At 43.7% G+C, this 13,093-nt stretch carries 12 protein-coding genes; 6 read left to right on the top strand and 6 right to left on the bottom strand.

Annotated elements, in window-relative coordinates:
• Positions 1-132: 132 nt before the first annotated feature.
• Positions 133-1,062 (bottom strand): aminoimidazole riboside kinase, encoded by a 930-nt coding sequence (locus tag TW84_RS03285; protein ID WP_045974250.1) that lies wholly within the window; start codon positions 1,060-1,062, stop codon positions 133-135.
• Positions 1,063-1,256: 194 nt separating this feature from the next.
• On the opposite strand from TW84_RS03285, the gene TW84_RS03280 reads away from it, so the two are divergent.
• Both TW84_RS03280 and TW84_RS03275 read left to right on the top strand, forming a co-directional pair.
• On the top strand, positions 1,257-2,279 hold the full coding sequence (locus tag TW84_RS03280; protein WP_045974249.1) for a LacI family DNA-binding transcriptional regulator: 1,023 nt from the start codon (positions 1,257-1,259) through the stop codon (positions 2,277-2,279).
• 186 nt (positions 2,280-2,465) lie between these two features.
• On the top strand, positions 2,466-3,227 hold the full coding sequence (locus tag TW84_RS03275) for a hypothetical protein (RefSeq protein ID WP_045974248.1): 762 nt from the start codon (positions 2,466-2,468) through the stop codon (positions 3,225-3,227).
• 9 nt (positions 3,228-3,236) lie between these two features.
• Here the strand turns inward: TW84_RS03275 and TW84_RS03270 are convergent, their stop codons facing one another.
• A complete protein-coding gene (locus TW84_RS03270; RefSeq protein ID WP_045974247.1) occupies positions 3,237-3,689 on the bottom strand; it encodes a hypothetical protein in 453 nt (150 codons plus the stop codon).
• A gap of 36 nt (positions 3,690-3,725) precedes the next feature.
• Positions 3,726-5,066, bottom strand: coding sequence for an MATE family efflux transporter (locus tag TW84_RS03265; protein WP_045974246.1), 1,341 nt, complete (start codon positions 5,064-5,066; stop codon positions 3,726-3,728).
• Positions 5,067-5,170: 104 nt separating this feature from the next.
• Between TW84_RS03265 and TW84_RS03260 the strand changes: the two genes are divergently transcribed.
• Positions 5,171-6,127, top strand: a complete 957-nt coding sequence (locus TW84_RS03260; RefSeq protein WP_084720182.1) for a LysR family transcriptional regulator — start codon at positions 5,171-5,173, stop codon at positions 6,125-6,127.
• 82 nt (positions 6,128-6,209) lie between these two features.
• On the opposite strand, the gene dld is transcribed toward TW84_RS03260, so the two are convergent.
• Positions 6,210-7,919: a D-lactate dehydrogenase gene (gene dld / locus TW84_RS03255; RefSeq protein ID WP_045974245.1), complete on the bottom strand. Its 1,710-nt coding sequence runs from the start codon at positions 7,917-7,919 to the stop codon at positions 6,210-6,212.
• A 692-nt stretch (positions 7,920-8,611) separates the two neighbouring features.
• On the opposite strand from dld, the gene TW84_RS03245 reads away from it, so the two are divergent.
• Both TW84_RS03245 and TW84_RS03240 read left to right on the top strand, forming a co-directional pair.
• The gene (locus tag TW84_RS03245) at positions 8,612-9,136 is read left to right on the top strand and encodes a TetR/AcrR family transcriptional regulator (protein ID WP_084720181.1); all 525 of its coding nucleotides are present in this window, start codon (positions 8,612-8,614) and stop codon (positions 9,134-9,136) included.
• A gap of 131 nt (positions 9,137-9,267) precedes the next feature.
• Entirely contained in the window at positions 9,268-9,810 is a 543-nt protein-coding gene (locus TW84_RS03240) for an outer membrane beta-barrel protein (protein ID WP_045974243.1), read from the top strand.
• 92 nt (positions 9,811-9,902) lie between these two features.
• Here TW84_RS03240 and TW84_RS03235 read toward each other — a convergent pair whose 3' ends face one another.
• Together TW84_RS03235 and TW84_RS03230 are read right to left on the bottom strand one after the other, a co-directional pair.
• The gene (locus TW84_RS03235) at positions 9,903-10,451 is read right to left on the bottom strand and encodes a VOC family protein (protein WP_045974242.1); all 549 of its coding nucleotides are present in this window, start codon (positions 10,449-10,451) and stop codon (positions 9,903-9,905) included.
• An 88-nt stretch (positions 10,452-10,539) separates the two neighbouring features.
• Positions 10,540-11,010, bottom strand: coding sequence for a GNAT family N-acetyltransferase (locus TW84_RS03230; protein WP_045974241.1), 471 nt, complete (start codon positions 11,008-11,010; stop codon positions 10,540-10,542).
• Between the two features lie 482 nt (positions 11,011-11,492).
• On the opposite strand from TW84_RS03230, the gene TW84_RS03225 reads away from it, so the two are divergent.
• Positions 11,493-13,073, top strand: a complete 1,581-nt coding sequence (locus TW84_RS03225; RefSeq protein WP_045974240.1) for an ATP-binding cassette domain-containing protein — start codon at positions 11,493-11,495, stop codon at positions 13,071-13,073.
• Positions 13,074-13,093: the final 20 nt, after the last annotated feature.

The following is a 13,093-nucleotide window of genomic DNA, read 5'->3' as shown; positions in this document are numbered from 1 at the left end:
AGTTTTCTAGAAGCTAATAAATCAGAACACTCTATTTTCAGACTAGCCTACTTTGCTAATTTTTAGCGGTTATGACTGATACACCAAAAAGGCAGATTTCTCTGCCTTTTTTTATCCAGAATTTCCTTCCAATTACCTCTTAATATATTCCTCAAGAGCCTGATAGGAAGGTAGAGCAGTCATAGCGCCTTTCTGTGTAGTAGCAAGTGCCCCACAGCCGTTAGCCCATTTTACCGCAGACTGAATGACTTCAAGCTGCTGCCAGTCATTATATTGAGACAACTTAGCGAGCAAGCCTCCGACAAAAGCATCGCCTGCACCTGTAGTATCAACGGGTGATACTGCTTGGCTGGCAATAAGCTGTTGTGTTTTTTCAAACAGGACTAACGCACCTTTCGCCCCCTGAGTGATTAAGACTAGTGTATTTTTAAACGGTTCCAGTGCTTCCACACCTTGTTCAAGAGTATCGCTGCCTGTCAAAAACAGCAGTTCATCATCGGAAAACTTGACGACATCGGCTAGCGCAATAGCTTCACGTACGATAGGTTTGAGCTCTTCTGGGTTTGCCCACACTTCTTCTCTTAAGTTAGGGTCAAAACTTACATATCCACCTGCGGCTTTAATCTGACGCATCGCTTCCAGTGTGCTGCTGCGACTTGGCTCGTTCGCTAGCGCAATTGAGCATACGTGCAGCCACTGACCCTGGGTGAAGGTCGGCAGGTCACTGGTTTCAAGGAATTGGTCTGCACTGGGCTTGACCATAAAGGTAAAACTTCGCTCGCCAGAATCATCAAGATCAACTATGACGGTTGAAGTGCGCTGTGCTTCGTCGAGTATCATCATCTGCGTATCGACTTGCTCTTGCTTGAGTGTTTGTTGCATAAAACGGCCAAGGGGATCTTGCCCGACACGACCAATAAAAGCGGCGTCACCTTCCAATCTGGCGATGGCGACTGCCACATTAGCAGGCGCGCCACCTGGGCATTTCAAGTAGCTGGACTCGCTATCTGGAATCAGGTCTACAACCGCATCTCCTGTTACCCAAACTCTGTTCTTCATCATTGCATCTCTTACTTAACTAAATTAAGCTAATTGTATAGCTAAAACGGTTTAGCGATCTAGGTTTGCAGATATCATTTATCACGATAAAGATCAAATTGTGATCATTATCAGAGTCTAAACATGAGAGCGCAGTGTCGTTGATTGAGCTAGCAGCAAGGCAGGCTGATAAAGACACCGAGTAGGAAAAGAGAATAATGGCAGGTAAAAAACTGAAATTGGCAGACATCGCTGCATTAGCGGGTGTTTCCAAGTCAACAGTGAGCTTTGTGCTCAATGGACACGCAAAAAAGCACCGTATTCATGAAGACACAGTGGAGAAAGTACAGGCTATTGCTGAACAGTATCATTACAAGCCAAGTATCTACGCCAGAGCGCTCAAGTCTAAGCAGACCTATACCGTAGGCTTAGTCATTCCGGATTTAGCGAACATGGGTTTTGCGAACATTGCTAAACGGTTGGAAATACTGTGTCGGAATAATGGTTATCAGCTACTTATCGCCTCGTCCGACGATGATCACGAACAGGAACAACAGGCAGTAAAGAGCCTGATTGAACGGCAGGTGGATGTCCTGCTAGTGGCAACTTGCATGATGGATGACAACTTCTATCAACCTATCAGTCCAAGCACTCCAGTCATTTTCTTTGACCGTATATTAGAAGATAGCCATTTCATCAATATCAAAACCAATGCTGAAAAAGCGACAAAGGAAGTGGTGGCTCAATTAGCCTTAAGTGGTGAAGAGTGCGTGTATATCGGTGGTCAGCTTAACTTATCTACGAGCCGAGATCGTTTTAAGGGCTATCAGCTCGGGCTTAAGGATGCAGGTGTGCGTTTTGATGATCGCTACGTGTATACCAAGGATTATCAACCTGAGTCAGGCTACGAGCTCATGGCACTGGCTGTAGAAGATCTAGGGCGTCTACCTAAAGCCGTGTATACCGCCTCGTATTCGTTGTTGGAAGGGGTTTTGCGTTTTTTGACCGAGAAGAACATGCTGGATGAAGATATTCGCTTGGCGACCTTCGATAACTACGACATTCTGGATTGCTTACCTGTGAAAATTGACTCGGTTGAACAGGACTGTGAGCTGATTGCTCAGACACTATTTGATTACGGACAAGCCATTCTAAAGCAGCCGGAGATGAAAACAGGAATTACGGTGTTGCCCGCCAGAGTTTGTTATCGTCGAAAATTTGACAATAATTTTTGTAACTAATGTATATGCGCTTATATTTGCATCGATATAATAAGAGATGTGTGATGTGTGATGTGTGATGTGTGATGTGTGATGTGTGATGTGTGATGTGTATGTTTTAATTAAATGTAATCTTTGACATATATAAAAAATTCTTATAAAAACCTCAGCTCACTAAAATCAACATTTTTATAAGTGCTTAGAATAATGATTAATAAATATAAAAAATACACATTGTTAGGTTGTCTAGGTTTGTCACTCTTTGGCTGTGGAGGTTCCAGTGGAGGAGGTAGCACAGATACAAACACCGTAAATGAACAGACAGTATATACCAATGATTTTGATGTCACATCAGTGACAAACTGGTTTGAAGTTCAGGTATATCTCAACAATAACTGGCTAACTAGTATTGGTCAATCCTCCTTGGTTGCGACATTTGATATTAATAACAGTGGGGCATACGATGACGGTGATATTCGTTTTCTGATAGGGAATGGTGCTGGCTTCGCTACCTATGGGGCTTGGGAATCTAATGCTGATTTTTTTGTCGAATACACTAAGCTCGGCACTACCTATCGTGTTCGTAAACGTACTGGAATAATAATTGCCAGTAGTGTAGTTAATATTTTTGCCAACAATATAGGTGGAGTAAGAACTTACAATTTAACTAAGGATAATGTTGTAACAGAGAGATCACTAGGTTTTAGGCTTAACAAAGACTTAAGTGTCAAAAATCACAGTAGTATATGGGCTGAGATGCAACAACAAATTCAATCCATTACATCTTCAACGCCTGTAAATATAACGATAAATGATGCTGAAACATCGCCAAGTCTAGATTATGTTCCTGATAATGGCGTATTTAGTCAACAGACAAGTGGCATTTTAGCTGATCCAAAGGATGACTATGTTGGCAGCCAAAATTGGGTTGATGTTACGCAAATTAAATTTTCTCATGGCTCACTTTAGTCGTTTTAATTATTGAAACGCAATACAGATATTCAGAGTTTCAAATCTTAAGTTTACGTTTTTTGCTTGATTAGCATACCAACAAGCAGGCATTGCGTTGAGAAAGCCTGCTTGTTTTAAGGCGTTCTTTTCTGCTTTGGTAATGGTCACATAATCCAGAAGGCTGTCGAGAATACGGCGTAATGCTCTTGGTGTGAGTATACCATCACGCCAGTAACGTTTGATTTCTCCGGTGATCACTTCGTGTGGAACCAGCGGCTCAAGCTCAGCGTGCTTAATGATAGTGAGAGAGCGGGAACGAGGGCACTGCTTGCGGGCGAGTTCCCAGTCTGGTTTACCTTTCTTGGTGAGGTAATTTTCCCGGAAGCAAAAGTAGCTGAAATAGAAGCGCTCGATGCTGTGCCAGCGTTCGGCTTTTACTTCCAGAAAAATATGTTCAAATTCAATATCGAGGTCTGTCATCGCTTCTCTCATTCATGGTCGAAGCGATATTACCGATTAACCCATGGCTACGGCAAGAGAATCTGTATGGCGTTGCTTCTTAATCGCTAGCAGAAGCTGGACAAGTAGCAACACACCTGTGACACCTAGACCAATGCCGATACCACCCCAGATGCCGCCTAAAGCAAAGTCTGGCAGTAGCAGCCATGCAGCAGGTAGGCCAAACACCCAGTAGCCAACAGCCGTCACTACAGTCGGCCCAACAACAATCTTCATGCCGCGAAGCAGGTTAATCGCCAGTAGCTGCCATGCATCAACAATGAAAGAGAGTGCGACTACCCAGAGAACGGCGACGAGCAGTGTTGAAAGCTCAGCATCCAGATTGAAAATGGAGCCGATCAGCTCAGGCCATAACATGAACACACCTGCCAGCATTACGCTGATCACTGTCGTCAGGCCAAAGCTGCGTAAGGCGGTACGCTTAATACCGTCATAATCTTCCGCACCGTAGTCCTGGCCGACTAAAATTGCTGCGGCTTGCGAGAAACCAAAGTTGATGTTCCAGGTGAAGCTCAGGCATTGCAGCAAAATTTGGTGCAATGCGAGCGCGGCGATACTGATGGTGCCTGCCATCAAGGTGCCACCGTAAATCAGGCCGTGTTCAAGCAGCGCAGCCAGTGCAATAGGCAATCCCATCGCCAGTAAAGGTTTAAGCAATGATAGCGAGTATTCTTCTGTATTTATCCACGGCGCAAACGGCTTGTATTCAGGGCGTTTAAACACCCAGTAGCCGTAGCCCATCATTACAATGAACGCTGCTAAAGCGGTACCCGCGCCAAGTCCTGCCAAGCCAAGCTCTAGCTGGAAAGCAAGCAAATAGCTGATAGGTACGTTGAGCACAACGGTAAGTAATGACATCACCATGATCGAGCGAACATTACCAAGCGCACTGGTTAAGCCGCGCAACACCAGTAGCATCAGAGACGGCAACATGGCCCATTTTAATGCGTCTAGGTATTCCATAGCTGGGCCAGCGAGCTCTTGAGGCTGCTTCGCCAGTGCCAGTAGTTGCGGTGCATATGCAAAACACAAGGTTAAGATCGCAGACAGGATCACCGTCAGTAGTACAGCCCCTTTTACGGCTAAGCGGATTTGCTGATTGCCGTATTCCGGTCTCGCAATACGTTGACCATAAGCAATGGCAATTAAATTCGCCACACAACCTACGGTGCTGCTCGCTACAATAAAGACGAAACTGTAGATAGACGCACCCAATCCTCCGGCTGCCAGCGCAGACACACTGAGTCGCGACATCATCCAGACATCAGTCAGAACCAGTGCCATTGCGATGAGCTGCGAAATTATCAGTGGAAATGCCAGAGAGAGAATTTTTTTCATTGTGTGCCTCGTGATCGTTATCACAATAAGGTACGAGTTTGCTGGCTAGCCTTCAAATGACATTTATGCCACTCTTACATGAGTTCAGATCATGCGAGTGAATTATGTCCCCTTATAACCGTCTCCCTTATTCACACAACGGATTGAAAGTCTTTGAATCTGTTGCGCGCCTTATGAGCTTTACCAAAGCAGCAGATGAGCTTAATGTTACCCAAAGTGCAGTCAGTCGTCAGATAAAACAACTTGAAGATGAGCTAAAAGCATCTCTAGTGATCCGAAAACACCGAGCGATTGAGTTAACCACGCAAGGGAAAGACCTCTATGAAGTGCTGCGTAAAAACTACATTGCATTGGATGGTTTGATTGCTCAGTGGGCGTTACCGAATAAGAAGCGTATTGTGATAAAAAGTGCACTCAGTTATGCCACGCGTATTCTGATGCCTAAGGTTGCGATGCTCAACGAGCGATACCCTGAACATGAGATTGTCATCATCCCATCGATTGAAGAAGATCCTCCGCTTGATTCTGAAGACTGCGATCTGTTGATCGTGAACACGCGAAAGCGTGAGCGATACCAGAATCGCTCAGATGTGACCTTCCTGCGCGATGAGTTTATGGCGCCGGTTTACGCTGAATCCCTCTCTAAGCAGCATATTCAGTTAAGTGACGTTCTGACGTTGCCACATTTGCATGCCACTCTCGATCACCAGGACTGGAAAAACTGGTTAAACAACGCTGATTTGCAAGGGGCGAAAAAGGGTAGGGATACCGTATTTTTCAGCTTGGATTTAGCGCTAAGTGCCTGCTTGTCCGGTCAGGGAGTAACAGTGACAGACCTGCTGTTGGTATTACCTGAGCTCAAGCGTGAGTTTCTTAAATGCCCTGAACAGCTTTCACTTCAACATAGTGACTGGCAGTACTACTGCTACCAACGTAATCACTCTCCCATGATCAGTGAGATTCTTAACTGGTTGGTCGAACAGACTCAAGATGAGCTTAATCAGCTTAAAGTGCTGTGCGACAAATTTGGCTGGAGCCAGAATAACGTAGCTTTGGGATAATGCAGCAGAGTGAGAAGGCCTCTGAGCTCTTTGAGTTGAGAACTGAAAAAGCTCAGAGTGAGTCTTATTTTAAATAAGCCCGTTAACCGCCACAGCAACTGCAGTTACGTTTGTACTTACTCATCTTGCCAATACCTGGATTAAAGGTATTGGTAGGATCCAACGAGTGGTAGAACTCCTGAAGCTGTTTTTCTGCTTCATAAAGGTGGCCAACGTTATGCTCTGCTGGGTATTTAGCGCCTTTGTGAGTTAAAAGCTCAAGCATTTTCTGTTTGATCTTTTTCGTATCTGCGCCTTTTTTGAAGATGTAATCCTGATGGAAGACATGACACATAAAGTGACCGTAGTAGAGACCCATAACTAAGTCTTTGCTGATCTCTTCAGGTAGCTGTTCCACCCAGTCAATGTCGTTTCGGCGCAGAGCAATATCCAGCGCCAGAATGTCTTCCACTTCATTGGAGTGAATGGTTTCATAGCGAATCGCAGCACCCGCAGCCGCAAAGCGGTGAAGCAGAGCTTTCTTGCCTTCATCTGCATCACAAACAAAGTACTCACATCCGTCCTGCTTAGACCAGACGTTCTCCAGGTACTCTTTCGCTTCATCGATACCACCATCACTCATTTTTAAGATCAGATGGTGTTGGTACTTGTCTCTGAACTCCAGCATGCGCTTAGGAAGGTGCTGTGGAAACAGCTTGCTGAGCCAGTAAAGCGTAATATCTGGCAAATCTTTAGATACAAACGGTATGCGCTTGAGAATCGACTCAACTTTTGCTTTTAGCGCAAAGAACTTAGGCAATTTGTCAGTGCCTAGGTGATGAATCGACAGGAAAACATCTTTACCGTAAGTTTCTGCCAAATTGAAGATGTCGCGATGCATGTATTCGCCCATTTCTGGCAAATGTTTAAAGCCACTGAGCATGTCGCGGCGCAGCATCGTCATCTTCGCTGGATCGCTACAGCCGATGTAGAAAAGCTGTTCTTTTTCAGCGACAGGGTTAGTATCGACACGGACTGCAAACACTGCCAGCTTACCTGCACAGCCACTGGCTTCAAACAGGCGTCTGGAATCAGCATTAAAACGGGAAGGGGTTTCAGCATCGACGTCACGAACGCGAGCTTCGTACTCTTTGTCTGATGCCATCGCCTCATTGTGGACAATCTTAGAAGAGTCAAAATTGCCTTGTTCAACATTGCTCAGAATCTCTTCTGGCGTATCACCAAGGCCGTCTATACCCAAATGATTCACAAGTTCTAGTTTGCCTTCTTTGGTGACCTGGCCAAATAGCGCTAATTCCGTGTACGCTGGGCCGCGTTTGACTAAAGCACCACCGGAGTTGTTGGCAATACCACCAACAACTGTTGCGCCAATTGAAGAAGAGCCAATCACGGAATGAGGCGCACGGTTGACGGACTTAAGCTTCTTCTCAAGTTGATGAAGGCTTACACCCGGTAAACTGATGATCTGTTTGCCGTTTTCAACCAAATGCAGCGAATTGATGCGCATGATATTGATCACCACAACTTCGCGGTCGTAATCGTCACCACTTGGTGCAGACCCTTCAGTTAGACCGGTTTTGGCGGCCTGCATGATCACAATGCAGTTCGCTTCTACCGCGGCCTGAAGCAGGCGCCACTGTTCAACTAATGAACCGGGAAACAAAACCGCCAGCGCTTTGCCTTTACCCGAGCGGAAGCCTGAGCGGTAATATTCGGTTTTTTTGTTATCGGTTAACACATGGTCTTGACCGACAATGTCGATGAATGTCTGAATTAGCGCTTGATTACTCATGGCGTCCCTTTTGCTTCCTTTGTGACGTGCTTGTTATTTTCTGGTTTTGCATATTTTAAATTCGAAACTCAATTCGAACCAGAAGCAGAAATTCACACTTGTGTGGTTTCTTGGTCAATAAAACACGCTTTGGAAGCTGAATCACCAAATATCAATCACTTAAGTTAGTTTTATTCTTCGATTATTGGAAGAAGTATCATTGTCTTTTTCCAAAATTGACACAATAGGTGAGGAGCTAGAGGCGTTGAGTTGTAAAAAATAAGTGATCAAACCCTCACTTGGCCCAATGATGAGTCGCGAGAGTAAGGCAAACAGTTACGAGCGAACATGACCGAATTGCCCCACCTGTTTGAGTCGTATTCATTACTTAGACTCATTTAGTCAAGGAAGACATTAGCATTTTTTTCATTACTTTTCTTACCTCCGCACCTCCAATGATGGCAAGAAACAACAGACCGCCAGGGATCAAAATTGACATCAGTATTGGTCTTAAAACGTAAGAGAAGCAAAACAAGATCGGTATGAACACTAACCACTGAACCAAAAGGGTGATGGCTTTCTTAAAAGATTCTTTCATTAGAATTTCCATATTTAATAATTGAGCGTGATCAATTATTAAATGAGCACGCTCAATTTGTCAACTCATCTGGGGACAGGTATGATCTAACAGCAATATTTGGGATGAAGAAATCATGGGAAAGAGAGAACAAACGCGACAACGGATCCTTAGCGCTGCGTGGGAACTTTTTGAAGCACAGGGCTATCAGGAAACGTCGACACGTCAAATAGCAAAGCATGCAAGAGTGGCCGATGGCACTGTCTTTAGCCATTTTGAAAATAAGCTCGCGATATTGCGTGAAGGTATGCTAGCTCAGCTTACTGAGATGGCTGAACAGGGAATATCCAACTCTGATAACGACGTAATGGCTATTGGGCTGAGGTTTGCAACAACCTATTATGGTTATTATTTTGCTAACGTGAACTTAAGTCGAGCGCTGCTCAAAGAAGTTATTTGGGATATGGATTACTACCAATCTTACAATGATGCTGTATTTGCAAACTCAAACTTGTCGACCAAGGGAGCTGAAAAAATACCGCTAATTATGGACTGTTATTTTATGACTCTGATTGCTCACCTCAGTCGACCAGAGCCGAACTTAACAGCAGCCTTGCAAGAACTTGAGGATAAGTATCGTAAAATTCTCAGTATCCTCTAGTCGAAGCGTGTATCAATGACCACACCTTTTAATACAATGCTCTGACAAAGGCTTACAAAGATTATGTACAACTTATTGAAAGTTTGCTTTATTTTCCAGCTTTATGAGATGTTTATGATGAGTACTCAACGATGAAAAAAATGCTTTTACTATTGCCATTATTGCTATCTTCAGCCGCGTTTGCAGGTAATCATCAAATCGGCTTTGGGATAGGGGGTGGTAGTACGGATGGGCCGAATGATTGGAGTGACTCGGGTTTTGCGGGCAAGATTGATTACGCGTATCAATTCCACCCCAACTTTGCCGCAGAGATCGGTTATGCTGCAGTTGATGGTATGACAAGCAACATCGTCACATCTGTTTTTGGGACGACCAAGCAAGAAGTGACTTACTCTACTGGTTTTGCTGGCTTGAAAGCGGGCGTATCTCCTGTTTCTTTCCTCAATTTGTATGTTGTCGGTGGCGCGAATTATTCTGATGTTGAGAAAACTTATACCCCTTCGGGGGGAACAGAAAGAACTGATACTCACACCGGACTACACCCATACTACGGAGCCGGCACTGAGCTGATATTTTTTAGTACCCTTGGTTTAAACTTGGAATACAGAAAGTTCTTGTTGGCTGATGACTTTGAATCCGATGTGATCTTTGCTGGTATGAACATTAAGTTCTGAACTTCGGTTAACTCAATAGCAAAAACAAAAGGGAATAGCATCAATTTACTACTCCCTTTCTGTTGGCTTTTGAACTACTTATACGGCTATGGTTAAGCAAATTCGCCTAAACTCTTTTTATGAGCGATTTTCCAGTCGCTTTTTGGACAAAAACCGTGCATAGTTCTAACCTCATTCTCTGTAAATTCAATTAACTCTTGATCAGATAATTCTAGATTAATAGGGAACTTACATGGCTGATTTACATGCCATGGTGTATCTGTGAAAACTTCAAATCTATTGTTTTCAGGATCACGAAAATATAGAGACCAAGTGGTGCCGTGAGATACAGTTTGCAAATTGATGCCAGAGACTGACTTTAATGATGAATTGAAAAGCTTTAGATCACCAATACTTTTCACTCTAAAAGAAATATGATCAAGTGGGCTTTCATCAAGCCTAGACGAGTGTATGGGACTGAGTACAATCTGGTGATGTTCTTCAGGACTGCGACTCAAAAAAACCAGACCATTTTCCCCTTCGCCTCTGTCAGTGACAACAAAACCTAACTTCCTCGTATAAAAGTCTTCCATCTTTACTATATCTTTGACATATATTTCAATATGACTTAACTGAATATTTGGAAAGATTGTTTCATCCATAATTTATAGTTTCATCCTTATACTGCCATGTTGAGATCATGTTTTCATTTCGAGTAACAAAAGCAATAAGAGCATATCCACCTATTTATTAGCAACTAGCCTCTAACATCATTGGAATATCAATCATACCTTGGCGATTTCTGATACCTTTAGTGCGCTTAAAACCAAAACGTAAATATACGCATTCCGCATTTATCGCTGAATTGACTGTAAATATCCCCTTATTGCCGTTATTTAGCGCATTTTCCTTAACCACTTCCCACAATTGACGAGATAGTCCATGGCCTTGAAAGCGATCGTTTACGAATAAATGATACAGATGTGAGTTGTCTCTAATCCCTGCTACGCCAATGACTTCATCATTTGCAGTCACCGCAACAACGTAGTGATAATTTGTCGAAAGATAATGCTCTACCTTTTCTTCTGACATGGATTTGAGCAAAACACCTTGTACTGAGGGATCACACGTTGGACAAACATACTTTTTTGCTAAAGGTAAAATCAACTCACTGATTGCCTTCGCATCACAAATTTTTGCATTTCTGAACGTTATACTCATTGCTTCTCCTAATAGCCAACATTTGAATTTCGAGTCTGCGTCACTTATCTATTAAGTATGCTTTGTGAGCAATATAACATGATAAATATTCACTAATAGATACCTTGAGTCTAATCCTCAAAATCTGAGAGTTAAGGCGTCTTAGGCCTTACTGTCTAGCCATTGTGGCGAAACAGTTCGAGTGGTTATCTTTTCTTGCTATTATCTCCTGTGCGATATTGCAACTTTTAAATAAAGCTGGTTATAATCTGCACATCACTTTACTAGGAGCCAATGCCTAAATGAACAGCTAACTTCCTGACATCCAATATAAACAACACTTTGGACACTCGGGGTTAGTGGGCGTTGCCGCAATCTTAGTACATTTCTAAAATCCATCAATGGTGGTTCTTGCCAGTTTATCTGGATTATCTCGGCATTTTATACGCTCGGCCATATCACCGCACAATGGCGACCCCTTTTTGAATTAAAAAGGAGGCGATATGCCTGCATTAATTGCATCTCAAATTTCACATCAGCTCGAAACGGGGGAATGGTTATTCCGTTCGATCAATTTATCGTTAAATCATCATATTACTGGCCTAACTGGAAAAAATGGTAGCGGTAAGTCGGTGTTGCTTTCCATCTTGACGGGGGAGTGCTTGCCTGACGCTGGTAATGTCGAACGTCAAGGGAGGGTTGCTACGTACTCGCAGCTACCTTCAGAGTTGTTAATCAGTGATATGACCATTGCGCAATACCTTGGTATCGATGACAAACGTCAGGCTCTTAGGGCTATAGAACAAGGAAGCACTCGTCTGGAGGACTTTGACCGCCTTAGCGATGACTGGGAGGTAGAGCAGCGAGCAATCGAGCTTATGGCTCAGTTGAGCATTGCGCTGTCATTGGATGACTTTTGTTGCCACCTAAGTGGAGGGCAATTGGCTAAGCTTCAGCTCTATTATTTGTTTGAGCAAAGTCCGGATATTTTGTTGCTTGATGAGCCCAGTAATCATCTCGATACCCAAGGAAAACAGTGGTTGATAAATAAACTCAAAGCATTCCCCGGTAAGATTCTATTGGTCAGTCATGATAGAGCGTTACTACGTTGTGCGGATGTTATCTGTCACCTCTCATCATTAGGTTTGAAAAGCTATCGAGGTGGCTATGATGAATTCCAGCGCCAATATAACGTAGAGAAACAGGCTTTAAGCAGCAAGATTGACAACCTCAAATCAGAAAAGAAGAAGATTGAGCGTCAGATCCAGCTCAATGCCGAAAAAGCCCAGCAGCGAGAGGCGATGGGTAATCGCGCAAGAAGATCAGGCAGTCAGCCAAAAATTCTAATGGACGCAATGAAAGACAGCGCGCAGGTCACTCGCTCTGCTGCTATCACCAATCAAAACAATCAGTTGAAGCGCAACCAGCACAAGCTGGAGACCTTAAGAAAACAACAAGAAGAAGTGAACAAACAGAGCTTTTATCTGGCTCAACCTCACAAGGTAACACGAGCTAATCTGGCTTCCATCACTGACTTCTGCGTAGATACACGTCGTTGGCAGCCTGTTAGCTTAAGGATAGGGAAGACAGACCGTATACATCTATCAGGTATTAATGGTTGCGGTAAATCGACGCTATTAAAAGCGCTGAACTCTCCCACGGGAAATCTTCACCAAGGAGTGAAACGCAAAACAAAAACGGTCTATCTTGATCAACATTTTAGTTCGCTTTGTCCGAATATGAGTATGTTGGATACGTTACGCAATTCTTGCCCCAAGCTAGCAGAGAGCGATGCTCGAACTTTGTTAGCTGGGGTTGGCTTTCGCAGAGACAGTGTTTACAACATGGTCTCAGCGCTAAGTGGTGGAGAAAAAATGAAGCTAGCGGTATTAACTGTGAGCCACCAATCTTGTTCGCCGTTACTTTTGCTTGACGAACCAGACAATCATCTCGATATCGATTCAAAGCAACGGCTGGCAAAAGCATTATCTACGTACCCAGGCCCTTTTATTTTGGTCAGTCATGATCAAGATTTTGTCGATGAAACCGGAATCAACAAAACGTTAGAAATTAAAGCCGTGTAAGGCAAATAGGGGCACACTGT

The organism is Vibrio neptunius (assembly GCF_000967495.1).
Classification (GTDB): Bacteria; Pseudomonadota; Gammaproteobacteria; order Enterobacterales; family Vibrionaceae; genus Vibrio; species Vibrio neptunius.
Note: the sequence above shows the minus strand (reverse complement) of the source record. Positions and strands in the feature narration are given on the sequence as shown.

Excerpts from the sequence above, each read along its gene's own strand:
- TW84_RS03265 (WP_045974246.1), bottom strand. The coding sequence starts at position 5,066 with ATGAAAAAAATTCTCTCTCTGGCATTTCCACTGATAATTTCGCAGCTC.
- TW84_RS03275 (WP_045974248.1), top strand. The coding sequence starts at position 2,466 with ATGATTAATAAATATAAAAAATACACATTGTTAGGTTGTCTAGGTTTG.
- TW84_RS03225 (WP_045974240.1), top strand. The coding sequence starts at position 11,493 with ATGCCTGCATTAATTGCATCTCAAATTTCACATCAGCTCGAAACGGGG.
- TW84_RS03245 (WP_084720181.1), top strand. The coding sequence starts at position 8,612 with ATGGGAAAGAGAGAACAAACGCGACAACGGATCCTTAGCGCTGCGTGG.
- dld (WP_045974245.1), bottom strand. The coding sequence starts at position 7,919 with ATGAGTAATCAAGCGCTAATTCAGACATTCATCGACATTGTCGGTCAA.
- TW84_RS03285 (WP_045974250.1), bottom strand. The coding sequence starts at position 1,062 with ATGATGAAGAACAGAGTTTGGGTAACAGGAGATGCGGTTGTAGACCTG.
- TW84_RS03240 (WP_045974243.1), top strand. The coding sequence starts at position 9,268 with ATGAAAAAAATGCTTTTACTATTGCCATTATTGCTATCTTCAGCCGCG.
- TW84_RS03235 (WP_045974242.1), bottom strand. The coding sequence starts at position 10,451 with ATGGATGAAACAATCTTTCCAAATATTCAGTTAAGTCATATTGAAATA.
- TW84_RS03280 (WP_045974249.1), top strand. The coding sequence starts at position 1,257 with ATGGCAGGTAAAAAACTGAAATTGGCAGACATCGCTGCATTAGCGGGT.
- TW84_RS03230 (WP_045974241.1), bottom strand. The coding sequence starts at position 11,010 with ATGAGTATAACGTTCAGAAATGCAAAAATTTGTGATGCGAAGGCAATC.
- TW84_RS03270 (WP_045974247.1), bottom strand. The coding sequence starts at position 3,689 with ATGACAGACCTCGATATTGAATTTGAACATATTTTTCTGGAAGTAAAA.
- TW84_RS03260 (WP_084720182.1), top strand. The coding sequence starts at position 5,171 with ATGTCCCCTTATAACCGTCTCCCTTATTCACACAACGGATTGAAAGTC.